Genomic DNA, 25,380 nt, shown 5'->3' on the forward strand with positions numbered 1-25,380 from the left:
TCTCCTTCATTATGGATTGGCGAAAAGCAGCGTCTGAATAGCGTGAGCCGGGATCGACGTCTCGGCCAGTTCATCGTTGCTGCGCAGTGTGAACGGAACGGTCTCGTCGGTCCGGTTCAGCACGACAACGGCGATCGTGCCGTCGGTATTGCGGAAGGCGGTCGTCTCCAGCTTATCGGTATATTTGGTGCAGCCGATGCGCACCGCGCCCGGGCGAATAAATTTGCTGAAATGCCCGATGTAGTAGTAAGAGCTCTGATACGTGAGCGAGTCCGACTTCGTGTCGGCAATGATCGGGGCGTCGCAATAGTTGCCCACATGGTTCGGGCCGCCCTGCTCGTCGAGCACGATGTTCCAATCCGTCCAAGCGGACATCCAGTTGTTCAGATTGCCGATGATGTCATGCGCGTAGCGTTCGCCGCTTTTCCAGGCTCCGAGCTGGACGCCGCCTTCATGGCAGCCTTCGGTAAAGACAAGCTGCTTGTCGGGAAAGCGATCATGCACGGCGGACAGCGACTCGAAATGATCGCCCGAGTACCAATGGAAGCCGGCGCCCCAAATGTATTTCGCAGCCTCCGGGTCCTCGAAGGCGATTTTGGCCCGATCGTAGAGCCGCTCCTTGTTATGATCCCAGATCATCAGCTTGATGCGGGACAGGTCGGCCGCTTCCAGCGCCGGACCCAAATGATTTTTGACGAAGTCCCGTTCCTCTTCGCCTGTATAAATGCACGAGTCCCAGCGCTGCACTGCTTTAGGCTCGTTCTGCACCGTCAATCCCCATACCGGCAAGCCTTCCGCTTCATAGGCTTCGATGAATTTCACATAGTAGCGCGCCCATGCGTCGCGATATTCCGGCTTCAGCTTGCCGCCGTTGTTCATTTCTCCGGTCGTCTTCATCCACTTCGGCGGGCTCCAGGGGGAGGCGTACAGCAGGAAGCGGTCTCCCGCGGTGTCCGCAGCCTGCTTGATGTAAGGGATCAGCGTTTCCTTGTCGCGGCTGATGTCGAAGTTGGCGAGCGTCGGATCTTCCTCTTCTACATAAGCGTAATTGCCAAGGGAGAAATCGCAGCTGTTAATATGCGTGCGGCAGATCGTGTAGCCGATTCCGTCCTGCTCGTCATAATAGGATTTGATGATTTCATTGCGGTTGCTCTCGCCAAGCTTAGCCGCCGTTACGGCGGAAGCTTCGGTAATCGCGCCTCCGAAGCCGATGATTTCTTGATAGGTCAGGTCGTCGTAAATATTGATCAGCGGCATCTCAGTGCCATGCTCGTCCGGTCGGAAGCTCAAGGGGGCCTTTTCCGTCAATCTGTCTTCGGAGCTCTGCCGGGTTTGAATGACTCTAACCTTTCTTTGGATCATGATCCATAACCTCCATTGATATGCATTATAGGATTAATTATAGGAGGAATGGCGGCGCGATTTGTAGAAACAATATGATTGTATACCTATACGATCTGATTGTTCTGATTTGAGGAAGCGAGGCGTCGGAAAATGGGGATCGGCGGGATCAGCGTTCAATTATGCGGCCATTCCAGGCATCAAGAGCCGTTCAGGCACGAGTATCGCAACGGACTGGATACCTATATTATCCGATTGCAGCTTGAAGGAACATGTCAGGCGCTCGTCGACGGGAAAATGACCGATCTGATGCCGGGGGATTTACTGCTGTTCCGGCCGGGAGATATTTACGAGCTGCGGATCGGCGCCCACGGCGAAGCGAAAATGAAGCCCAGCGGCGACTATTTTATTTTGTGTACGGGAGAAGGCATGGACGAGTGGTGGGCGGAAAAAAAGCGACCGACGCTGCGCAAAATTGCCGAGAACGAGCGGATCAAAGCGACCTGGCATCAGCTTTTTCTCGAAAAGAGAAGGCTGGACGGCGGGCATCCCGAGCTCGTTACGCTGATTGTCCGCACGCTGCTGCGGCTTCTGGACCGCGCATTGGAGGAAGCTCCGTCGGCGCAATCCGTCGCGGCTTTTCACGCGATTCGGATGCGTAACTATATCGAGGAGAATGCGTTGCGGCCGCTAAGGCTGGAGGAGATTGCCGATCAGGCCGGGCTGAGCGTATCCCGGGCGGTGCATCTGTTTAAGGAGCATTTCGGCATATCCGCGATGCAGTACGTGCAGCAGCTTAGGCTGGCGCATGCGGTCGGCCTGCTGGAGCACAGCGTTCTGTCGCTTGAGCAGATCGCTTACGAAGCGGGGCTGAGCAGCTACACTTATTTTCATCGGGTGTTCCGTTCCGCATACGGGATCTCGCCGGGGGCCTATCGTAAACGGCAGGCGAGGGACAATTGAGTCGATGAGCGCGGCGGATTGACAGATTCCGGCCGATTTAACATAATAGAAGAAAGAAGCTGAGGAAGCACCTCGCAAAGTCCAACACAATACGTGTGGCTTTGTCGGGTGCTTTTTACGTATACGGGAGGGATGCGGGAATGAAAAAGAAAAGAGAAGATGAGCCGATCATACGCGAGCAGCCGGTTACCTACGACGATTATGCGGCGATGCCGGACGACGGCAACCGATATGAGATTATCGACGGTATGCTGGAGCTGATGTCTCCGGGGCCGATGGCGATTCATCAGACGGTGAGCCGGGAGCTGTTATTTATTTTAATGCAAAGCTGTCGCTCGGACTATATCATTTTTGACGCTCCGTTTGATGTCATTCTAAGCAAGGTTAATGTGGTTCAGCCGGACATTCTCATGATTCACCGCAGCCGTATCGAAATCGTTAAGCCGCATGGCGTTGAAGGTGCGCCCGACCTGGTTGTAGAGATTCTATCCCCAAGCTCGCACAAGCGAGATAAGGTGGTAAAGGCAGCGGTTTACGCCAAGCACCAAGTGCCCGAGTATTGGCTTGTCGATCCCGAGACGCGGACACTGGAGCAATATCGGCTTGATGGCGAGCGTTACGAACTGGCAGAGGTATACGAAGCGGAAGATCGGGTAACCTCGGACAGGCTGCCTTGCGTTTCTTTTGTATTGGGAGAAGCTTTTGACGAGGTAAATCGTTTGAATTTGCATAATTGAAGGGCGCGCGGTACGAATTGGTGCAGTCGTATGAAGCGGATAACCTAGGGCGTGTCTGCAAACCCGCTCAGGGGCATCTTTCACCGCCTGCTGCGTCACTTTTGCTTGACGTACCCCCGGTACGCCTTCACAAAAGTTCCTTGCATGGAACTAAAATTCGGCATAATCTGCTATCCTCGGAGTTTGCATACACGCCCTAGTAAAATGGCCTGCATATTCCTTTAAACTAAGCGATATTTTTGATTCCATTCGCATGATCGGCACATAGCGGAAAAAGAGGTTTAGCATACGGTGAATAGCACAGTGAAAATTAAAATCGGCATTGCAAGCATTGCGGCGCTAGGGCTGGCAGCTGTAATTGCGGCGATTGCGTTCTTGGTCGGCGCGGTCGGAGGGACCCGCGATAGCGACGAGGAGAATATGCCGCGGGCGTACGAGTATGGAACGGCGACAGCGACTAACGGCATGGAGCTGCATTTTTTACGGACGAGGCCGTCCAACATAGAACCGCTCGTCATTCGCAATAACGTTTCGGCGGTGCCTCATTACGGAGTTAACGGCGGTTTTTTCTACGAGGATGCTCTGCTGAGCGTGGCCGTTCTTAACGACGAGCCGGTGCACGGGGAAACGGGCCGGTACGGTTCCGGAGGAGCGAACGTGAAGTATGCCAGGGGGACGTTAGTCTGGGACGGCGCTCTGGATCGGCTGAGCGTGCAGGTTGTCCGCCAGGCGAAAGAGATCGAAGTATCGGATCGCGCGCGCTTCTGGGCGCAAGGCGGCATTAGCATGAGTCTGGTACGCGGCGAAGACTGGGAGCGGCAAACGGCAGAGGAGGCGGCGCCTTTACCGGATCAGACCAGCCTTCGGTCGGGAGCCGTCTATGATAAGGAAGGCAATTTGTACCTTGTCGTCAGCTCGACGAAGGGAACTCTGGCCGCTTTTCGCGAAGCGATCCTCGAGCGAATCGGAGGAGGGAAGCTCGTAGATGGCATTTTTCTCGACGGAGACGGTTCGTCCCAGCTTCGCAGCAGGGAGAAGAAGCTGGCCGGAGACGGCAGGCTGGTCGTGCAAATGCTGCGGCTTATCGAGTAACGGGACGGTTGGATAAACGGTCATTGCCCGACACCGAAACGGCGCGGATTCTCCTATCGTTAAGGAGGCTGCGCCTCTTTCTATTAGGGTGTTTTTGCTTAGCGGCATGCAAAAAAAGGGAGTGGCAAACGAACCGGATATTAGGTAGGATAGTAGCATTCTCTTAAAGGTGGCCGACAATGACTAACAAATGGATCAAAAACTTCGCGGAGTTCGGCCGCGCCTACCACCCTATTGTTCATTCCCTGCTGCTGGGCACGATTTTGGCTCGGCTGGCTTCGTCGATGAGTTTGCCTTTTCTCGCGATTTATTTGGCCAAGCATACGGATGTCGGCGCGGTTATGATCGGGGCGATCATCGGTGCGGGATCGTTGGCCGGAATGGCGGGCGGCTTCATTGGAGGGACGTTGTCCGATTTATTCGGCAGAAGAAAAATATTGCTCGGAGCGTTGATCGGATGGGGAGTTGTGTTTTTGGGGTTTGCGATGTCCGACAGCGTGCTTTTGTTTTTCCTGTTCAGCCTGCTGAACGGTCTGTGCCGCTCGTTCTACGAACCGGTCTCCCAGGCGCTGATGGCCGATCTGACCGACAAGGAGAAGCGGTTCCAGGTATTCTCGCTGCGCTATCTCGCCATCAACGTCGGGGTTGCGGTAGGGCCTTTGCTGGGGGCGCTATTCGCGGCTCTCGACAGCACGCTTCCTTTTTATATTACCAGCGGCATCTATTTGGCCTATGCCTTGTCCTTATATCTGCTGCTGAACAAATTCGGGATTCGCAGGATTGAAGGGGAAAATAAAGCGGTCAACACGTTCGCGTCGGTATGGAACGTTGTGAGGCGGGACGTCGTGCTGCGGTATTATTTGCTCGGAGGCGTCGTTACCGCGATCGGATATTCCCAGATGACGGTCACACTGTCTCAGTATGTTGGGGACAGATTCGCCGACGGGGTCGCCCTGTTCGCGGTCATGATGAGCGTTAACGCGGTGACGGTTGTCGCGCTGCAGGTTCCTTTTACGAAATGGGCGGACGGGCTGAAGCCGTTGACCGTACTAGCGATCGGCGTTGTCTTCTATGCGCTCGGCAACGTCGGTTTCGGATTGTCGGGCAGCTGGATGACGTTTATCCTTTCGATGATCGTGTTCACCTTCGGCGAAATGTTGACCTTCCCCGCAGGAAACATTCTTACGGACCGGATTGCTCCGGACCACATGAGAGGCGCTTATTACGGCGCACAGTCGTTTTCGAATCTGGGTCATTTTCTCGGTCCGTGGATCGGCGGTATGCTGCTGAGCGGCTATAACGGCAAGGTGCTGTTTTTGACTATGGCGGTCGTAGCGGTGAGCGCGATCGTGTTCTATGCGCGGGGAGAGCGGAAGCTTGCTTCCATCCAGACTGCGCAATAGTGGACGAGGTGCAACCTTTTCGCCCTATTTTCCGTTTAGTTGGAAAATAGTCTTCGAGTAGGGAGGTTGCTCAAAGAATGAGAAAGATAGCCCTCATGCTGGTTGCGATTCTGTTAAGCGGCTGCGGAGCCGGAGCCTCGGATCAACCTGCGGCTGCGCCGTCCGATTCGCCGTCTTCCGCTAAGGCATCGTCTTCGACTCCGTCCGATGCCCCGTCGCCATCCGCGGCAGTGCCGTCGGCGATGTCGTCCAACGTTCCGACCCCTTCTCCGAACGGATTGGAGGCGATTCAGAACTTGCTGACCGAGCAGTGGGAGACGCTGCAGGAGAAGCATGCCTTTCAATTGCAGCTCGTCTATTCGACCGAGAAGGCCGTCATAATGACGATCCGTCCTTACGGAGATATCGAACGAGAGCCGACGGAGGAAGAGGTCGAAGCCTTTAAGTCCGATCTGTTCGAATTGGCAGGCAAACCGTTTCCGTTAGAGCTGTCCGTCTGGGAGTGCTGCAAGAACGAACCGCCCGTAACCGGTAAAATCAAATCCGTCGAGAATGGACGGGTGCTGATCGTTAACGACAACAAGAAAAACGGCAACTCGGACGATCCAGAAGCGTTCTGGGTCGGCTTGTCCGCAGACGGGAAAATGATCGATAGAGACGGAGAGGCGATTCTCAGTATCGACGAAACGCTTGTTGGCCGAGAAGCGAAAGCCTGGACGACGGGAATGGTTAACCAATCCTATCCGGGCCAGACGAGCGCCCTTAAAATTGTCATTGAATAGGAAAACGTGCAGTGGGACGATTCGGATGACGCCGAACGATATGGAGCAAGGAAGGCGGTCGTTCAAGGCGACGTTTTGTCGGCATGAAGCATCGTGCTCCCGATATAGAAATCTCCGCGAATCCGGATATGCTCGTAAGGCAGATTAGGGTTCGCTAGTCTCCATAAGAGGCGGTCGGCAGCGCGGTAGCCGCTCTCCTTAATCGGCAGCGGGGGCCGCGTCAGCGCCGGCAGCCGGTCGGTCTGCTCGTTCGCGATGCCGACGAAGGAGCAATCCTGCGGGATCCGTACTCCGGCGTCTCTCAGAGCATAGTAAGCCGGCTCGACTTGTTCGTCGATGGCGCACAGGACGGCGCTGGGACGGAAGCTTCTGAACCGTTCGATGAATCCGCGCACCCATGAAGCGGTATCCCCGTTCATCCGTTCCGTGCAATGCCTCTCTGGATTAACGGTAAGCCCCTCTTCGCCCATCGCCTCCTGAAAAGCCGACCAGCGTAAGCGAAACCCTCGCTGGGAAGCCGCGTCTCCCACGTATAAAATGTCGCGGTGTCCGGCGCGCAATAGATGCCGCACGGATTGATGGACCGCCTCGTGCACGTCCCAGATAACGGAATCCACTTTGGACTCGGGCGGTGGAAAGTTCAACAGAACGCGAGGCATCGCCAGCGCCAGCAGCCGTTCCTCCAGCTCTGCGCCAGCCATCCGGGGGGCGATGAAGACGCCCTCGGCATACGGCAAACCGACTTTGTCCGCCCAGCCGTCGAAAGCCTTGGGCTTCAGTTCCGGAGGAAGCAGCAAAGGCTCGACGGTATGGCCGAACTCCGTGAAACGATCGTGCAGACCGGCCAGCAGCAACCGATTAAAGTTGACGGATTGCTCGTTGTGCAGAAGAACGAAGCGCCGTCGCACGACCGGATAAGGGGAAATTCTCTCGTAGGTCAGCGCGTTTCGCTGATCCTTGGTCCAATACCCGAGCTCCCTCGCGAGCCGACAGACTTCGCTTCTCGTTTCCTCCGACATGCCCGGTTTGCCCGTCAGTGCCTTGGACACGGTCTGCACGGACAAACCGAGCTGTTTCGAGAGATCCGCCAACGTCACCTTTTTGCGTCGCATTAACGATTTCCTCTTTTCTGTAGAGCTGCGTATTCCTATCTTAAACAAAAGTTAAACTAACTTTAAGGCTTTTTCTCCTTCATAATCAAGATGAAATTTTATGGTTCGTTCCGAAGGAGATGACGGCTTGAAAACGATAGAAGCAGACGTAGTGGTGTGCGGCGGAGGTCCGGCGGGCGTAAATGCGGCGATCGCGGCAGGCAGGGGCGGCGCAAGGACGGTTCTGATCGAAAGATACGGATTTATTGGGGGGATGTCGACCGCGGCGCTCGTATATCCCTGGATGACCTTCCATACGCTGCAAGGTAAGCAAGTTATCAAGGGGATCGCGCAGGAGATCGTCGACCGGTTGACGGCGATGAACGGTTCGCCGGGCCATCTCCGGGATACGGTGGGGTTCACGAATACGATTACGCCGTATCATCCGGAGATGTACAAGGTGCTCGCCGTCGATATGCTTAAGGAAGCGGACGTTAAGCTGCTGCTGCACAGCATGATGCACGAGGCTTATACGGAAGGCGGCAGGATTGAATCCGTCCGGCTCGCGACCAAGTCGGGAAAAATCGACGTCAAGGGCAAGGTATTCGTGGACGCGACAGGAGACGCCGATCTGGCCAATCTGGCCGGTGCGCCGTGTCTTCAGGGGCGAGAGGGGGATGGTCTGACCCAGCCGATGACGATGAAGTTTCGGATGCGGGGAGTGGATCTGGCTCGCGTAAAACGGTATATGCTGGAGCATCCCGACGAATTCTACGGGAAAACCCCCTTCGACGAGTTGGAGAGGCTTCCGCTTTCGGGCGTGTTGGGTTTCTTTAAGCATTGGAAGCAGGCGGATTTGCCGATCAACCGCGACCAAGTGCTGTTTTTTACCGGGCCGGAGTCCGATGAGGTACTCGTCAATACGACCCGGGTGCAGGGACTAAACGGCTTGGATGTTGAGGATTTGACGGAAGCCGAGGAGCTGGGGCGGAAACAGGTGTTGATGGTGGCGAACTTCATGACGGCCAACCTGCCTGGTTTCGAAAAAGCGTCGATCTCGAACGTGGGCGCGCAGATCGGAATTCGGGAGACGCGAAGAATCGATGGCCAGTACGCGCTGCAAGCGGAGGATGTCGTTCAAGGACGTAGATTTGCGGACGCGATCGCCCGCAGCGGTTATCCGATCGACATTCACGACCCCTCCGGCAAAGGGGTGAAGGCCGCTTGGGTGCAAGGCGACGGCGCTTACGATATTCCCTATCGCTGCTTGCTGCCCCAAGGCATAGATAATCTGCTGGCCGGCGGCCGGTGCATCTCGACCTCCCACGAAGCGCTTGCAACGACGCGCCTGACGCCGAGCTGCATGGCAACGGGGCAAGCGGCCGGAACGGCTGCGGGTCTGGCCGCAAGGTGGGGCATAAAGCCCGGCGAGCTGGACGTCGACCTTCTTCGGCAGGAGCTTGCAGCCGGCGGTGCCGTCGTAGAATAGAAGGCAAGAAGCCCTCGCGTCGGAATTGTTCGACACGGGGCTCCTTCTTTTTATACGAACGGCGCTACGATTCGCTTGGTCCGTTCCAGACCATCCCACATATCTCCCGGACCGTCGTAGATCAGGACGAATGCTCCATCGTAGCTCGTTCCCCGAACGGCTTCGAGACAACGGATGAGCTCGGCTTCATCCGGTATGCCGTTCTCGTCGTATACGGGCTTGGCGTGCACGGACGAACTACGCGGCGCGGTCATCGCGATCTCGTCGTACTTGGCTTCGCCTTTGTAGTTGCCGAAATCCGTAATCATGCCGACGGTGTCGCCTGCCAGATTCAGCAGCTTGGCGCAACTCTCGCCGGTCGAGGTCAGCGCCTTGAAGTTTTCCGTCACGACGCGCACTCCCCGATCGGACGCATATTCGGCCAGCTCTCGCAGCGTTTGCGCCGATTTGCGGATCGCTTGCGCGTCGGTCGGCTGCGCTTCTCCTGCGACGATCCGAATCCGCTTCGCTCCGCATTGCGAGGCGATGTCGATCCATTCGCGGAACAGCCGGCCGTCGGCGGCCTGCCGAGCTTCGTCCGTCGTCGACGGATCTCCGTAGTCGAGCAGCAGCGTGTCGAAGGAGACGGCCGCGTCGGCGAAAGCTTGTCGCAAACTTTTCAGGTAGGCGCTTCCCTTCGAAGGGAAATGAAAGTGGCAGATCTCGACGGCGGCATATCCCCTGCGCGCGGCTTCGCGGGGCAGCTCCAGAAGCGAAAGGGCTTCCGGCTGAGGCTCTTCGTTCGTGCGGTGCTCCCCGGCCTCGGCGTCCCAGGACGTCCATCGAAGAGGGCCGAGCAGACGGTGCAAGCTCCAGGTACTGACGGACAAATAAGACATAGGGCATTCCTCCATTGCGATTCGGGTGGCTGCTGTTTTTATCGTAGTTCTTTTTTTCGGAACATTCCAATAGGGATTGTGACAATGTTGCCTCGTATTTTGGCATTGGGGAGGATTCGTTTTACAATAAGGAGACAACGATACGTAAAAGGTGAGGATAGGAATTGGCGGACTGCCTTTATGCGATAGCTTCTACCGAGGAGGAACGAGGCTTATGCTTGCTTGAGATGCGCTCTCTGTTGGGATCGGACTGTCGTTTTAACCTGACGAGAAGCTGCGAGGAAGTCGAGCCGGGCCGCAGTCCGTTCATTAAGAGCCGGATTCGTGTCCTGTTCGAGAGCGACGGGCTGGAGGAACTGGCTGAACTGGCGGGGGAGCGCGTGGAACTGGATGGAGCGACGTTCAAGGTGACGGCGGTTGACAACGACGACCCCGAGGAACGAGGGCGCTTCGAATACGCGCGCAAGCGCGAGCTGGAACGAGCGGTCGGCTTCCGTCTGAGGGGGAGGGCGGACATGCGGAACCCGGAGCGGGAATTCGGATTCGCCCGGTTTGGCGGTCGGTGGCTGTTCGGGGAGCTGCATCGCGGGAATGCGGATTGGATGAAGCACCGCGATCAGCCTCGTCAATATTCAACGGCGTTAAGCAATCGAGTTGCTCGCGCGGTCGTCAATATTGCGGTGCCGCGTAAGGCCGGCGTGCGAGCGATCGATCCGTGCTGCGGTATCGGTACGGTGCTTCTGGAAGCGATGTCGCTGGGGATCGACATCGTCGGAAGAGACATTAATCCGCTGGCTGCCATGGGGGCGCGAGAAAATCTGGCTTACTTCGGTTACGGCTCCCCTTCGTCTGTGACGCTTGGCGATATGCGAGAGATCGAAGGGCGATACGATGTTGCGATTATCGATATGCCTTATAACCTGTGTTCCGTCCTTTCCGACGATGTGAAGGCGGCTATGCTGCTCAGCGCCAGACGATTCGCCGCCAGGGCGATCGTCGTCACGATTGAAGAGATGGACCGCTTCATACGGGCCGCCGGCTTCGAGATTTTGGACCGCTGCAGGGTGAACAAGGGCGGCCGATTTTCGCGTCAGGTGCTTGTATGCGAATAACCGCGAACAGCTTATTGAAATTATGGCCGCTTTCGTCCACAATGGATGAAGAATGTTAGACCAGTCCATCTGAGCGTTTAAGGAGAGAGAACCAAAGATGAAGTATATAAGCACGAGAGGGAAAGTCGCGCCGATCGGCTTTATCGATATGTTCCTGATGGGGCTAGGCGAGGATGGGGGACTGATCGTTCCCGAGGCGATTCCGACTGTTTCTGCAGAGCAATTGAAAGCCTGGTCGGGTCTGAGTTTCCAAGAGGTGATGTTTAACGTATTCTCCCTATATACGAACGGGGAAATTCCGGATGACGATCTGCGCAAGCTGATCGCGGACAGCTATGCCGGTTTTACGAGCCCTGACGTACTGCCGTTGACGAAGCTTAGCGACGAGCTGAGCGTGATGGAGCTGTTCCACGGACCGACCTTTGCTTTTAAAGACGTTGCTTTGCAGTTTATGGGCAATTTGTATGCATACGTGGCGCAGAAGCGCGGGGAAGTCATCAACATTCTCGGCGCGACCTCCGGCGATACGGGGGCTTCCGCGATCAGCAGCGTTCGCGGCAAGGAAGGCATCCAAATTTGTATTTTGCACCCGGACGGCAAAGTCAGCCGCGTGCAGGAGCTGCAGATGACGACGGTGCAGGACGACAACGTGCTGAACCTGTCGGTGAACGGCAACTTCGACGACTGCCAGCGCATTATTAAGGATTTATTCGCCGACGTGAAGTTTAAGGCCAAGTATCATCTACGGGCGATTAACTCGATTAACTTCGTGCGTATTTTGGCGCAGGCCGTGTATTATTTCTACGCTTACTTGAAGCTTCCGGAGGCCGTGCGTGCGGGCGGCATCAACGTCAGCGTTCCGACGGGCAACTTCGGTAACATTTTCTCCGGCTATCTGGCCAAGAAAATGGGCGTGCCGATCAATCAACTGGTGCTGGCTACGAACGAAAACAACATTTTGGAGCGCTTCATTCGCGAAGGGATGTACAAGCCGGAAGGATTCAAGAGCACGCACAGCCCGTCGATGGACATTCAGATCGCGAGCAATTTCGAGCGCTATCTGTACTACTTCCTCGGAGAAGATTCGGCGGAAGTGACCGCTCGCATGAATCGCTTCAAAGCGGAAGGTCAGCTTGCGTTCACGGCCGAAGAAGTCGAGCGTATTCAGCGCGACTTGTCGGCTTACAGCGTCTCCAACGAGGAATGTCTGGAAACAATCCGCGGATACGAGGAGAAATACGGGTACTTGCTCGACCCTCATTCGGCTTGCGGCGTGGCGGCGTATGAGCGTGCAGGCGGCAAAGGAGAGGGCGTATTCGTTTCTCTGGCGACGGCTCATCCGGCGAAGTTCGACGAGGCGATCAAGCTGCTTGACATTGAGCAGAAGTTTCCGGAGCGTATCTCCGAGCTGTTCGACAAGCCGCAGCGACAGGTGAGCGTCGACAATTCGGAGGGAGCGGTCGCGGCTCTGTTGGTGGATTTTTACCGGGTAGACAACTAGATCAACATAACTGACTGAAACGGGGGAAAACGGAGTGCTTATCGGTGCGGTAGAAGCTGGCGGAACGAAATTTGTGTGCGGGATCGGCAATGAACAAGGGGAAGTGCTCGACAGGATCAGCTTTCCGACGGAGCAGCCGGAGAAGACGCTTGCGCAGGTGAAGGCGTATTTTCAGGACAAGCAGGTGGAGGCGATCGGCATCGGATCGTTCGGTCCGATTAACATCGATCGTACAAGCCCTCAATACGGCTACGTGACGACGACTCCGAAGCCGGGTTGGTCCAACTACCCGGTGCTGCCGGAGCTCAAGAAAGTGTTCGAGGTCCCGATCGGCTGGGATACGGACGTAAACGCTGCGGCTCTTGGGGAAGCGACTTGGGGCGCGGCCAAAGGCTTGGATAGCTGCCTTTATTACACGATTGGCACCGGCGTCGGCGTCGGCGTCTACGCGGAAGGCAAAATGGTGCACGGACTTGTGCACCCGGAAGGCGGTCACGTGTTGACGCGTCGTCATCCCGACGATACGTACGAAGGCAAATGCCCTTACCATGGCGATTGCTTGGAGGGCATGGCTGCGGGGCCGGCTCTTGAAGCCAGGTGGAAAGTGAAAGGCCATGAGCTTCCGGTCGATCATCCGGCGTGGGAGATGGAGGCGTTCTATATCGGGCAAGCGCTTGTGAGCGCGATTTTGCTGCTGTCTCCTAAGAAAATCATTCTTGGCGGCGGCGTTATGCATCAGAAACAGCTGTTCCCGCTTATTCACGAACAGGTGCGAAGCGGGCTGAAGGGGTATGTCGCTTCGTCCGCGTTGGATGCCGACGGCATCGTGGACTACATTGTGGCTCCGGGCCTTGGCGACAATGCGGGCCTGTGCGGTTCGATCGCCCTCGGGCTTCGCGCTTTTGAAGAATCGAAATAAAGTTAACAGCCCTGAGGGAGAGCTCGGGGCTTTTTTTTATGTAAATGGCTATATAGACTTATTTGATCGAATGCTTTACGACCTCTTTCGCTCCCTCGTTTTGTTTCATCTCGTTTGACCAACTCTCGTACGAGCTTGCGCCTCTATATTTGTGAGAAATCCTGACATCGATAAGCTGTTTTAATCCCTCAGTCTGTTTGTTTAAATAATAATGATATGTTTATGTTATGTAATATTACATTAATGAAATGAAATAGAGAGCTATAAGGCGAGAGTAGGCGTTAAAAGGAGCTATGAAAGGATGAATTCGTTTTATTGGTCGGGTGATGTATTTGTCACATAATATAACATTGATTTAAGATTCGATTAGCTCGGTTTAAAACTTACATGTGGAGGTAATGTTTATGTCTTATTCTCGTGCTTCTCGCAAAATGATGATTCCGATTCTGGCCTTGCTGCTTCTGCTAAACGGCATGAGTGGCGCGTTTGCAGCGGTGAGCTCTTCCGCCTCGATTCCCTCCGTCAAAATTCCGCCGGTTCCCTTCGCATTTAAGTCCTCTCCGCTTCCTAACGTCATGGTCATCGCTACGGGCGGCACAATGGCCGGAAAGGCGGCGGACCAGACGAGCTTTCAAAATTACAAAGCCGGAACCTATCTGATGGAAGATCTGGTGAAGCAACTGCCGGACAAAAATAAAATCGCCGATGTTTCGGTCTACCAATTCGGCAACAAAGGCTCCGGCGGATATACCATCGCCGATTTGTACGATCTGTCGCAGGTCGTCGATGAGGCTCTGAAGCTTTACGACGGAGTGGTCGTGACGACGGGCACCGACACGATGGAGGAGATCGGCTATTTCCTCGATCTGACGGTACAGAGCGAGAAGCCCGTCGTCATTACCGGAGCGATGCGGCCTTGGGACGTTATCGGCACGGATGCTCCGGCCAACCTGTACAATGCGATTAAACTGGCGGGCAGCGGGAAGACGACTTGGTTCGGAACCGTCCTGATGCTCAATGACATGATTCATGCGGTGCGCGATGTAACGAAATCGAATGCTCACCGCATGGACACGTTCGAAACGCCGATTATGGGCGCCCTGGGATACATCGACGAGAGCGAGATCCGCATTTACCGCGCTCCTGCACGGGCATTAAAAGCAGGCACAGAGAATTGGAAGACGCCGTTTGATCTGAAGAAGATCGCCAAGAAGAGCCTGCCGATCGTAGGCATCGCCTATAACGGTCAGGAAATGAGCGGCGGCGCCATTCGGGGCTTCGTGGCCGACGGAGCCAAAGGCATCGTTACCGCCGGAACGGGCGCAGGCGGCATCTCGTCCCAAATGAGTGAAGCGCGCAAAGAGGCGATCGGCAAAGGCGTTATCTTCGTAACGACAACTCGCACAGGCTCGGGCACGATGTATGGCGGCGGCGAAGGAATTATCGCCGGCGACAGCCTGAACGCTCAGCATGCCCGCATCCTGCTCATTCTCGCGCTGGCTTTCTCCAACGATTTTAATACCATTAAAGGATGGTTCGAGGGAGTCGGCACGCAGGAAATCGACGGCTCCAAGCTGGCGTCCTAAGATTCGCGAATATCTATAGGAAGAACCTCGAATTCCGCTGCGAAGCGGAGCTAGAGGTTCTTTCTTGCCAGTGCCGCTCCTGGAGTTTCCTCCAATAAGACCTCCTCACGTGCTTAACCTCGCTGTCATCCCCGTATTCCCGCCAATAAGACCGCCCGGCGAACCTAATCCCGTTACTGTACCCGTATTCCCGCCAGTAAGACCGCCCCACGAACCTAATCCCGTTACTGTTCCCGAATTCCCGTCAATAAGACCGCCCCACGAACCTAATCCCGTTACTGTTCCCGAATTCCCATCAATAAGACCGCCCCACGAACCTAAATTTGTATTATTGTATCTTCAAGCGTCGGAGCTGTCGTACTTTTTGCGAAATAGGCCATGCTAGGGCGTGTATGCAAGCCCGCTCAGGGGCATCTTTCACCGTCTTTTCGCTCCCTGCTGCGTCACTTTTGCTTGACGTACCCCCGGTACGCCTTCACAAAAGTTCCTTGCATGGAACGAAAATTCGGCCAAATCTGCTATCCTCGGAGTATGCATACACGCCCTAGGCGGAGAATGTTATTGACAATTTACATCAAATGCAACAATATAATATATGAGCAAGTATTCATATGTTATGGAACGAGGGATACAAAATGTCCAAACACGTGCAGGACCAGCATAAAGGTAGAAATCACAACCACATTCACGACCATGCTCACAATCACGACCACAATCATGACCACAATCACAATCATGACGATGCTCACAACCACGACCACAGCCACAATCATGATCATGGCCACCATCATCACGGTATCGGGGGGCATCATCACCATTTTGACGGCAATCGAGACGGGAACAAAAAGGGCTTAACGATCGCGCTGATCATCACGGCGGGGATCATGGTGCTGGAGTTTGTCGGGGGTCTCGTTACGAACAGTCTTGCGCTTCTATCGGATTCCGGGCATATGCTGAGCGACGCCAGCGCGTTGGCGCTAAGCTTGGTCGCCTTCTGGTTCGCGGCCAGACCGGCATCGCCGAACAAAACGTACGGCTATTATCGGTTTGAGATTTTGGCTGCTTTGTTCAACGGCGTTACCTTGTTCGTCATTGCCGGATTTATTATGTGGGAGGCTTACCAGCGCTTCTCGGCTCCGCCCGAAGTGTCCAGCCTGTCGATGCTGCTGATCGCCTCTGTCGGGCTTATCGCCAACCTGCTTAGCGCGTTTGCCCTTATGCGCAAAGGAGACGTCAAAAACAACCTGAACTTAAGAAGCGCCTACCTGCACGTGCTCGGAGACGCTCTAGGCTCCGTCGGAGCCATCGTTGCCGGCATCGTTATGCTTGCTTTCGGCTGGTACATCGCGGACCCGATCATCAGCGTGCTCGTCTCGCTGCTTATCCTGCGCAGCGCCTGGAGCGTCATTAAACATACCGTCCACATCTTGATGGAAGGAACTCCGGCAACGATTGATCAAGGCGCGGTCAAGTCGGCGTTGAACGGCATACCCGGCGTTCTCGACGTCCACGATTTGCACATTTGGACGATTACGTCCGGGATGGATTCGCTCAGCTGTCACCTTCTTGTCGAGGACCAAGCAAATCAGCAAACGATTTTGCAGCAGGCGATTCGGACAATCGAAGAGAAATTCAAAATTCAGCACGCGACAATCCAGATCGAAACGTCGGAAACTCGCCATGAGGAACTGACGGTCTAGCGGTCCATCGCTGTATTTTCGGCCGCAGATCGCTGATTCCAAACGTCCTGATTCAGATGGAATGAATTGGGGTATAACCCGCAAATGTTAAAAGCGAATCAACATTAATTTTTTCTAACCGTTTTTTAAGAAAAGCTCAGAATAGCCGCAACGGCGGCGATTGCGTTCTCCTTGGAAAAATCTCGGTAAAAACGGATGTGCTATAGTTAATCCCGGCAACGATGCTGTATGCAATCCCAAGATGCCGGGAGGATTTACTTAGCTTATGAAAAACAAACTTACGATAAAATTGGTGTTGGCGTGCAGCCTGGCGACTACGGGACTGTTCGGAACAATGTTCATAGCTTCGCCTCAAGCCAGCGCGGCGACGGAGGAAGCTTTAAGCCTGATCGACATCGGCAAGGACTATATCGGAACGCCGTACCGCTTCGGAGCGACGGCGGGCAAAACCTCCGCATTCGATTGCTCCTCTTACGTACAGTACGTGTTTGATCAAGCGGGAATTTCTCTGCCTCGAACTTCCTCTAGCCAGGCTTCCAAAGGAGAGAAGGTTGATAAAGCGTTCTTGAGCGTCGGCGATCTTCTGTTCTTCAAAACCGGCGGCAAAGGCATCAGCCACGTCGGCATCTACGCCGGAGACGGCAAAATGCTTCATGCCAGCAGCAGCCAAGGCGTCATGATCTCCGACATCAATTCGAAGTACTGGACGAAAGCTTACGTAACGGCTCGCCGAGTTCTCTAAACTAACTAACAACATACCTAGTTCATATAGCTTTCCCACCAAGAAACCCTGCGTTATTACAACGTTAGGGTTTCTTTCTTTTGCGTACACTTAGAGAATGCCCCATCCTCCCGCCCAATTCCGTTGCCGCTCGCAAAACCCAAATAAATGTGTACCTATCAAAAAAGATCGCGCGTTGTTGCCGGCGGCTGGCGGCTCTATACTTTGAAATGTAGAACGTTCTACTTACTTAAGACTTCTAGGGGGATTCAAATGAAAAGAGCGTTTCGGTCCACTCTGTTATCTACCCTCTTGGTGAGCAGCATGATTGCGCTAAGCGCATGCGGAGGCAACGCGCAGAACAATAGCGCATCCTCGCCGGATTCCGGCTCCGCTTCGCCAAGCGCCGGCGCATCGGCTAGCGCTTCGGAGGGAGGCGCGTCCGACGGCAAACCCGTTGTGATCCGCCATACGATGTACGATACGGAATTCACGAGCGAGATGGTTGCGGAATTCGAGAAAACCCATCCGAACATCAAGGTTGAGCTCGTATCCGCAGATTACAATAAGCTGATGGCGATGATGGCGGCCGGCAACGGACCGGACATTATCCGCACGAACACCAACGAGCTGCCCGGTTATGTATTGAAGGGAATGGCGCTCGATCTGACGGAAAACTTTAATTCGAGCTCTGTATTCCACACGGACGATTTCTATCCGGTCGTTAACAACTTCCGCTATGACGTTACGACAGGGGCTCAAGGCACGGGGCCGCTTTACGGATTCCCGAAGGACTGGTCGCCGGATTTTACGATTTACTACAACAAGAAAATGTTCGAAGCCGCAGGCATTCCGGTACCGAGCGCAACGGACGCGATGACCTGGAAAGAAATCGTCGAGCTGGGCAAGAAGCTGACCGTAGCGAACGGCAAAAAAGTCAGCCAATACGGACTCGTTTACTTTAACGGCAGCACGGCGGCGAACCAGGATCTGATGAATCTTCAACTGCTTCAGCAGGGCGGCAGTATGTTCAGCAGCGATTTCAGCTCGGCGGACCTGACGACGCCGCAGGTTAAGGATTTGCTGAATTTCTGGGTGGATGCGGCCAAGTCCGGCGTAGGTCCGAGCCCGCTGCACCAGGAAACCGATTGGGGCGGCCAACTGTTCGTCGACAATAAAGCGGCGATGATTATCGCGGGGTATTGGTTCTCCGGATTCCTGAAGACGAACGAGTTGACCAAGGACAGGCTGGCCGATTTCGGCGTCGCTCCGGCGCCGATGGCGGAGGGCGGCAAGAGAATCTCCCCGACGGCCTTCGGAACGGGGGCGGTCATCTACAAAAATTCGAAGCATCCGAAGGAAGCTTGGGAAGTGTTCGAATGGTTCTTCGGCGGCAAACCCGCAGAGGATCGGGCGAAGGAAGGCTACGGTCTGCCGGGAACGAAGACGCTTGCGGCGATGCTGCCGCAGACGACCGAGTTCGACAAGTTGAATTACGATTTTATTCAGAACGAGCTGCAATACACGGAAGGAACTTTGCCTTACAGTCCTTTCCTGAACTATCAGGCGGTGAATTCGGTGTTCGAAAAATATTTCACGCCGGTCTACTTCGATAAGGATACGGTAGACGGAGCCGCGCAGAAGATGACGGAAGAGCTGAACACGCTGATCGCGGAAGGCAAGGATCTGATCAGCCCGGAGTAACGATTCATTCAAGGGGGTTACCGGAGACAGTACGCTCCGGTGCCCCTTTTCAAATCCGGCACATCACAAAGGAGGCGAGCCTCGATGATTCGACCTGCCGCATCCGGCACGGCGCCCGCGCTTGGCGCCAAGCCGAAGCGCTTCCGCGGGAAAAGCTTTAAGGAAGCGATGGAATTTTACGTATTTATCTCCCCCTGGTTCGTCGTCTTTGTTTTACTCGGACTGATTCCGCTGCTTTACGGTCTCTATCTGAGCTTTACGAACTATGCGGGGTTTAATATGGACCGCCTGAAATTCGTCGGCTTCGCCAATTACCATAAGGTGTTCACCGACAATGACGCGATGTATTCGCTTGGCCGGACATTGCTGATTACCGGCATTATGGTTCCATTAAGCACCATTCTGGGGTTTTTGCTGGCGGTGCTGCTAAATCAAAACATTAAAAATATCGGCCTTTACCGTACGCTGTTCTTTATTCCTTCGATTATTCCCGTCGTCGCGGTAGGCACGATGTGGAGATCGCTATTCGTGGACGACGGCGTCGTGAACAACGCGCTGGAAAGTTTGGGACTGCAGCCGGTCGATTGGCTCGGCTACGATTATGCGATGGTACCGCTTCTGATCATGCTGTTGTGGGGAGTCGGAGGCGGAATTCTCATCTACTTGGCCGGTTTAAAAGGAGTCTCCAAAGATTTGTACGAGGCTGCGGCGATCGACGGAGCCACTGCGCTGCAGCGCTTCGTCAAAATTACGATTCCGCTCGTGACGCCGGTGCTCTTCTTCCAATTTATTATGAACATTATCGGCTCGCTGCAAATCTTCGTGCAGCCGATTCTGCTTGCGGCCAACTCCAACAGCTTGCTGTCTCTGCCGATTCGACCGAACTACGTGTACTCGGTTCACGCCTTTCAGCAGATATTCGCTTACGGCCGTTTCGGCTACGGACTTGCTCTATTATGGGTTCTGTTTATTATGATCCTGGTGCTGACAGTGATCGTCTTCTCGACAAGCAAACTATGGGTATTTTACGAAGTCGATCAGGAGGGGAGATAAGATGGTGAATGCAGGCGCTCGGAACAAGCCGTTCCGAATTGTCATCTATACGCTGCTTGTTGCGCTGTCCATTCTGTTCGTCGTGCCCCTCTACTGGCTGCTGACCAACTCGGTGCAGACGGTCGGATCGGCTTCGACCTTCTGGCCGACCAGCTTTCGCTTGGAAAATTACAAGTACGCGGTAACGCTGATCGACTACTGGAACTTTGCGAGAAATTCCATCATCATCACGGCGATCTCCGTCCTCATTCCGACGCTGACAAGCGCCTTTGTAGGCTTCGGCTTCGCCCGTTTGAGGGCTCCGGGGAAAAACGTGCTGTTCCTGCTGATGCTCTCGACCATGATGTTGCCGGCAATTGTGACGCAGATTCCGACGTACGTCATCTTCTTTAAGATCGGCTTTATCAACACGTTCTGGCCGTGGTTTTTCTGGGCTCTTGGCGGCAGCGCGTTCAGCATTTTTCTGTACCGGCAGTTTTTCGCGACCTTTCCGAAGGATCTGGAGGAAGCGGCGACGATCGACGGCTGCTCGACGTACCGGATTTTCTGGAACATCTTCCTGCCGATTTCACTGCCCGTCATCGCTACCGTCGCGATTCTCTCCTTCAACGGCTCGTGGGGCAACGACTACATTACGCCGTTTATGTTTCTGCAGAACGACAAGTATCCGCTTGCGACGGCGCTGTTCTCGATCGGTTACGTATTCCCCGGCCAGAAAGACATTACGCTGACGCAGGTGCAAAGCGCCGGGCTCATTTTGTTCGTGCTGCCGATTATCGTCGTCTTCTTCCTCGGACAGCGCTATCTGGTGGAAGGGGTCGTATCTTCCGCGATTAAGGGGTGAACGAGAATGATCAGGAAAACGCTACTGTATGCCGTGCTGCTTCTAGCCTGCGCGCAGATGCTTTACGGCTGTTCGGCTAGCACCGCAACGCCGGAAGTCGAAGAGAAGCCCGTTATTGCGTATCCCGCGCCGGAGGATTTGCCCGTCAATTACCGATCGGAGAATTTCACGGTGAAGGCTGGAGAAACCGCGATCGATCTCTACAACGCCGGCAGCAATAGCTGGAATCAGCCGGTTTCCTACGGATACTTCGATATGCCGGGAGCCAGCACGATTACGATCACGCCGAATTTCGATTATCAGACCTTCGAGCTCGTTCCGCGATCGTTAAGGATACGCGGCGAGCGCAGCGGCAATGCCATTACGTTTAAGCTGAACGGCCCGGCTAACGTTACGCTCGTCTTGGACGGCAACTATCAGGGCAAAGCGCTGCATCTGTTCGCGCAAGCGCCGGAGACGGACATTCCGGATGCGAACGACCCGAACGTGCTTTTCTTCGAGCCGGGTTTCCACGACTTGGGCGAGTACGGCTCGGTTCCGACGAAGATTACTTCCAATCAGACGCTCTATATTAGCGGAGGAGCGGTCGTCCGCGGTCGTTTTCGGGCGGACGACGCAACCAACGTAACCGTAAGGGGCAGAGGCATTCTGCTGAACGATTACAGAAGCAACGACGAATACGACGATATCGCGCTCGCGTTAAGCCGCGTAACGCATTCCACGATTCGGGACATCATCGTCAACCGGGATACGAACAGCTGGACCTCGTCCATGTACGGCAGCAGCGACGTGAACGTTCTGAATTACAAAGCGGTAAGCCCGCGCTTCGCCAGCTCGGACGGCTTCAATATCGTGAGCAGCCATGACATCGTGTTCGACGGGGTCTTTATTCGTTCCGCGGACGACGCTGTCGCGATCAAGGGGATGTCTCAGGAAGAGGACCCGGCGAAGGCGCCTCCCGTCTATAACATCGCATACCGGAACTCCCAGCTATGGGCGGACGCCAACAATGCGATCGGAATCGGGGCGGAGACGGTCGCCGCCTATTTCAAAAATATTAAGTTCGATAACATCGACGTTCTTTACAATTACGACGACCGCGATCATCCGGATGTGCTGCCGGACCGTTCCGCGATCAATATTTTCGCCCTCCACGGCACCGAGTTCAAGGACATCTCATTCGAGAATATCCGGGTAGAGAAAGCGAAACGGCTCATCAATTTGCAGATGGATACCTCGTTCTACTTCGGCGCGATTCAGGGCAACTGGGCATGGCCGGGAGCAATGAGCGGAATCCGCTACAAAAACATTACCTCCTATTCAGACGGTACGAACGAGATCAAGGTTGCAGGCTGGAGCGACGATCGTATTATTTCGGACGTGGTCTTCGACAACATTGTCATCAACGGGGAGAAAGTGAAGTCGACGCAGGACCCGCATTTTACGATCAACGAATACGCCAAGGATTTAATAGTCAAATAATATAAGTTGAACCAAAGATACCTCAAAGAGATAACCCAATGGAATGGAGAAAGGGAATGGTTTTGCCGCGAGTAAGATGCGCAAAAGCGCGACGAGGAGAGGAACGATGATGCAAGATACCAATGTTTACGAAATCGGCTCCGCCCGGATCCGAATTTATCCCGCCCCGGAAGGAATCGGGTACGCGGTCGACGAGCAAAGATTAAGGCGTCAGGGAGAAGATGCGTTCGCCGCCGATCCGGAAGGTCTCGTGCTGTCCCGAGATTGGCGGATTACTGTCGGCGGGCGAGAAATCCCGGTATACGCGGCCCCGGTGACGAGCGGAGGTCCGGCATCGTTTGCCTCCTTCGAGTATATGTCCGGTCCCGGGGAGGTTACGTTGGCAGCGCACTGTTCCGAGGGGGTAAGCAGCGCATCGGTTCATCCGTTATCGCGGGGGATCGTTCCCGAAGTCGCGGAGGATCGGAGCGTGCGGATTCCCATTAACGGACCTTGCAAGTTGATCGTGCAAACGAACGGGAATCTCGAACGACCGTTGTTCCTTACAGTTCATGCGCCGGAGCGGGACATCCCTAAGCCAGGCGATCCGGGCGTGCTCTATTACGGTCCGGGTCTGCACAAGGTCGACAAGCTTAAGCTGACAAAAGGCCAAACTCTCTATATTGCGGGCGGCGCGGTGCTGAGGGCATATGTTCCGGAAGACGAGCCTCCGATCGACCCGAGCGACTGGGCAAAGCAAAAAGTATATGAGGATTTTATCGTTGCGGACGGGGCGGAGGACGTCCGGATTCTCGGACGGGGAATCCTCGATCTGTCCATGCTCGACTGGCACGCCCGCAAAGCGATGCTGATTGCGAATAGCCGCAACGTGCAGGTCGAAGGACTGACGATGGTCGGCACCTCGCATTGGACGGTGCATCTGGCGAAGTCGAGCGACTGCACGATCAAGGATCTGACGCTGTTCGGCTACCGAGAAAATAGCGACGGAATCGATATCGTCAACAGCCGGTGGGTAACGGTGGAGGATTGCTTGATCCGCACCGGTGACGACGCCGTTGTCGTCAAAGCGATGGCCGCCCCTCCGGCGATCGGAGGGCAGGACATTACGGTACGCCGCTGCGTCGTATGGAACGATAAGGTACGCTGCTTCGGCATTACCGGGGAGACGCGCACGGACATCCGGAACATCGTCTTCGAGGATTGCGACATCGTTCGTAGTCTGCCGACCTGGACGGAGGAGCTTGGCTCTCTGTGCATTATTGTCGGAGATTCCGGAACGATCAGCGGCGTACGCTTTGAGAACATGCGCATCGAGGACGAGCGTCAATATGCGATGGCATGTCTGATCTTTAAGGACCGCTGGTCGGTCGATCAAGAGCCGGGGCGAATTCGCGACATCGTCTTTCGCGATATTCGTATTCCCGAAGGCGTGCCTTCTCTGTTCCACGGCTCAGACGCGGAGCATCTTATCGAGAATGTCCGGATCGAAGGACTGTATGCGGGAGGACGGCAGCTCGAAACGATGGAGGAGGCGAACTTCCGGACGAACGATTTCGTTCGCGAGCTGAGCTTGATCGTTCGTCCGTAAGTTCCCTATAATAAAGCCAACATCTAGCGGAGACTGAGGGGATCGCGAATGGCCAACGAGAAATTGAAACTGATGATCGTCGACGACGAATATGAGATCAGGCAGGGGCTGAGGAGCTTCGATTATTCCGCGTTCGGAATCGAAGTGTCCGACGATTGCGAGAACGGGCTGTTCGCTCTGAAGGCGCTCGAGCTCGCTCCGGCGGATATTCTCGTGACGGACATTCGCATGCCCCTCATGGACGGACTCGAATTGGCGGAGAAGGTCGCAGCGCGATACCCGCATATTAAAATCATCGTGTTATCGGGCTACGACGATTTCGAATACGCCAAGAAGTGCATGAAACACGGGGCGCTTGATTATTTGCTCAAGCCGCTCGATTTCGAAGAGTACGAGAAGGCTCTGGCTGAAGCGGCGCGTCTGATCGATCGGGAGAAAGACGTGCAGGAGCGAGCCGCCGTGCTCGAACGCAAAGCGAAGCTGTCTGCGCATCACCTGCGTCGAAAATTTCTTCGCGACCTGCTTCAACGGGCGATGACCGACGAGGCAATCGAGCTGGAGAGCGCCTTTTCCGAAGTGATGCTGGAGGAGAACGGAGAATACGCGGTGTGCCTGCTTCGTCTCGACTCCTATCCCGACCGGCCCAGGGGAGTAGGGGATAAGGAATGGAACCTGATTCTCTTCACGCTCGACAACCTGATGCAGGATCTATGGGACGAACAGGGCATGGGCTATCACGAGGTCGATGACAAGGGGCAAATTTCTTTGATTTTAACGAATCCGGACGAGGTAGCGGAGCTTAAGCGGAGCCCGGAGCATTTGCGAGCGCGAATGGAGCGAATCGTGCTGGGACTGAAGCGGTTCCGGGGGCTGTTGAAATCGCATATGTCTTACGTGATGGGACCAACCGTGGCCGGTCCGGGGCGTATCCGACTTTCTTATCGGGAAGCGGGAGCGTTGTTTCACGCGCCGTCCGCTCGCGAAGAGGAGGAGCAGGCTGCGTCGGAAGCCCGTGAGGAAACGATTGGGGGGGAGCTTGAACGGGAGAACGGGCATCGTCTCATCGAAGAAGCGAAGCGCTTTGTCGAGGAAAATTATGATCGGACCATTACTTTGGACGACGTAGCCCGGCACGTTCATCTGAACGCGAGCTACTTGAGCTTCCTGTTCAAGGAAATGACCGGGCAGAAATATATCGATTATTTGATTTTGTATCGAATTGAGAAAGCCAAGTCGCTGTTAAAGCAGACGAATTACAAAATACACGAAATCGGCGAAAGGGTCGGCTACGAGAACCCCCGCTATTTCACGCTGGTGTTCAAAAAATATGCCAAGCAATCTCCGGTCGAATACCGCAACGCCTTCTATCAGGCGGAGTCCGGGGGGCGGTAGGC

21 protein-coding genes are annotated in these 25,380 nt (G+C 54.9%); 18 read left to right on the top strand and 3 right to left on the bottom strand.

What is annotated here, in order from left to right; all coding sequences use genetic code 11:
- Window positions 1–9: 9 nt before the first annotated feature.
- The gene (locus tag J4772_RS26760; RefSeq protein ID WP_209072177.1) at window positions 10–1,362 is read right to left on the bottom strand and encodes a glycoside hydrolase family 30 protein; all 1,353 of its coding nucleotides are present in this window, start codon (window positions 1,360–1,362) and stop codon (window positions 10–12) included.
- Window positions 1,363–1,494: 132 nt separating this feature from the next.
- On the opposite strand from J4772_RS26760, the gene J4772_RS26765 reads away from it, so the two are divergent.
- From J4772_RS26765 to J4772_RS26785, 5 genes are all read left to right on the top strand, one after another.
- Window positions 1,495–2,304, top strand: a complete 810-nt coding sequence (locus tag J4772_RS26765; RefSeq protein ID WP_209072178.1) for a helix-turn-helix domain-containing protein — start codon at window positions 1,495–1,497, stop codon at window positions 2,302–2,304.
- A 140-nt stretch (window positions 2,305–2,444) separates the two neighbouring features.
- Complete coding sequence (locus J4772_RS26770) at window positions 2,445–3,041, top strand: Uma2 family endonuclease (RefSeq protein WP_209072180.1); 597 nt, start codon at window positions 2,445–2,447, stop codon at window positions 3,039–3,041.
- A gap of 291 nt (window positions 3,042–3,332) precedes the next feature.
- Entirely contained in the window at window positions 3,333–4,133 is an 801-nt protein-coding gene (locus tag J4772_RS26775; protein WP_209072181.1) for a hypothetical protein, read from the top strand.
- A 179-nt stretch (window positions 4,134–4,312) separates the two neighbouring features.
- Window positions 4,313–5,536: an MDR family MFS transporter gene (locus J4772_RS26780; RefSeq protein WP_209072182.1), complete on the top strand. Its 1,224-nt coding sequence runs from the start codon at window positions 4,313–4,315 to the stop codon at window positions 5,534–5,536.
- A gap of 77 nt (window positions 5,537–5,613) precedes the next feature.
- Entirely contained in the window at window positions 5,614–6,318 is a 705-nt protein-coding gene (locus J4772_RS26785; protein ID WP_209072184.1) for a hypothetical protein, read from the top strand.
- A gap of 62 nt (window positions 6,319–6,380) precedes the next feature.
- Here the strand turns inward: J4772_RS26785 and J4772_RS26790 are convergent, their stop codons facing one another.
- The gene (locus J4772_RS26790) at window positions 6,381–7,430 is read right to left on the bottom strand and encodes a LacI family DNA-binding transcriptional regulator (RefSeq protein ID WP_209072186.1); all 1,050 of its coding nucleotides are present in this window, start codon (window positions 7,428–7,430) and stop codon (window positions 6,381–6,383) included.
- 100 nt (window positions 7,431–7,530) lie between these two features.
- Between J4772_RS26790 and J4772_RS26795 the strand changes: the two genes are divergently transcribed.
- Entirely contained in the window at window positions 7,531–8,898 is a 1,368-nt protein-coding gene (locus tag J4772_RS26795) for an FAD-dependent oxidoreductase (RefSeq protein ID WP_209072187.1), read from the top strand.
- Between the two features lie 50 nt (window positions 8,899–8,948).
- On the opposite strand, the gene J4772_RS26800 is transcribed toward J4772_RS26795, so the two are convergent.
- Entirely contained in the window at window positions 8,949–9,776 is an 828-nt protein-coding gene (locus J4772_RS26800; RefSeq protein WP_209072192.1) for a sugar phosphate isomerase/epimerase family protein, read from the bottom strand.
- 164 nt (window positions 9,777–9,940) lie between these two features.
- On the opposite strand from J4772_RS26800, the gene J4772_RS26805 reads away from it, so the two are divergent.
- The 12 genes from J4772_RS26805 (at window position 9,941) to J4772_RS26860 (ending at window position 25,378) form a co-directional block, all read left to right on the top strand.
- Window positions 9,941–10,888 carry a TRM11 family SAM-dependent methyltransferase gene (locus J4772_RS26805; protein ID WP_371822757.1) on the top strand — a complete coding sequence of 316 codons (948 nt, stop codon included), beginning with the start codon at window positions 9,941–9,943 and terminating at the stop codon, window positions 10,886–10,888.
- 97 nt (window positions 10,889–10,985) lie between these two features.
- Window positions 10,986–12,389, top strand: a complete 1,404-nt coding sequence (gene thrC, locus J4772_RS26810; RefSeq protein ID WP_209072194.1) for a threonine synthase — start codon at window positions 10,986–10,988, stop codon at window positions 12,387–12,389.
- 34 nt (window positions 12,390–12,423) lie between these two features.
- Window positions 12,424–13,308 (top strand): ROK family protein, encoded by an 885-nt coding sequence (locus J4772_RS26815; RefSeq protein ID WP_116063799.1) that lies wholly within the window; start codon window positions 12,424–12,426, stop codon window positions 13,306–13,308.
- 404 nt (window positions 13,309–13,712) lie between these two features.
- A complete protein-coding gene (locus J4772_RS26820; RefSeq protein WP_371822758.1) occupies window positions 13,713–14,894 on the top strand; it encodes an asparaginase in 1,182 nt (393 codons plus the stop codon).
- A 635-nt stretch (window positions 14,895–15,529) separates the two neighbouring features.
- Entirely contained in the window at window positions 15,530–16,594 is a 1,065-nt protein-coding gene (locus J4772_RS26825) for a cation diffusion facilitator family transporter (protein ID WP_209072198.1), read from the top strand.
- Window positions 16,595–16,859: 265 nt separating this feature from the next.
- Window positions 16,860–17,336 carry a C40 family peptidase gene (locus J4772_RS26830; protein ID WP_116063796.1) on the top strand — a complete coding sequence of 159 codons (477 nt, stop codon included), beginning with the start codon at window positions 16,860–16,862 and terminating at the stop codon, window positions 17,334–17,336.
- Window positions 17,337–17,588: 252 nt separating this feature from the next.
- Entirely contained in the window at window positions 17,589–19,019 is a 1,431-nt protein-coding gene (locus tag J4772_RS26835; RefSeq protein ID WP_181917971.1) for an ABC transporter substrate-binding protein, read from the top strand.
- An 84-nt stretch (window positions 19,020–19,103) separates the two neighbouring features.
- A complete protein-coding gene (locus tag J4772_RS26840; RefSeq protein WP_116063794.1) occupies window positions 19,104–20,072 on the top strand; it encodes a carbohydrate ABC transporter permease in 969 nt (322 codons plus the stop codon).
- 1 nt (window position 20,073) lies between these two features.
- Entirely contained in the window at window positions 20,074–20,916 is an 843-nt protein-coding gene (locus J4772_RS26845; RefSeq protein WP_116063793.1) for a carbohydrate ABC transporter permease, read from the top strand.
- Window positions 20,917–20,922: 6 nt separating this feature from the next.
- Window positions 20,923–22,398 (top strand): glycoside hydrolase family protein, encoded by a 1,476-nt coding sequence (locus J4772_RS26850; protein ID WP_209072199.1) that lies wholly within the window; start codon window positions 20,923–20,925, stop codon window positions 22,396–22,398.
- A 106-nt stretch (window positions 22,399–22,504) separates the two neighbouring features.
- The gene (locus J4772_RS26855; RefSeq protein WP_209072201.1) at window positions 22,505–23,986 is read left to right on the top strand and encodes a glycosyl hydrolase family 28 protein; all 1,482 of its coding nucleotides are present in this window, start codon (window positions 22,505–22,507) and stop codon (window positions 23,984–23,986) included.
- A 48-nt stretch (window positions 23,987–24,034) separates the two neighbouring features.
- Window positions 24,035–25,378 (top strand): response regulator transcription factor, encoded by a 1,344-nt coding sequence (locus J4772_RS26860; RefSeq protein WP_209072203.1) that lies wholly within the window; start codon window positions 24,035–24,037, stop codon window positions 25,376–25,378.
- The last annotated feature ends 2 nt before the right edge of the window (window positions 25,379–25,380 follow it).

It is taken from the genome of Cohnella sp. LGH, assembly GCF_017671885.1.
Lineage (GTDB): Bacteria > Bacillota > Bacilli > Paenibacillales > Paenibacillaceae > Cohnella > Cohnella phaseoli.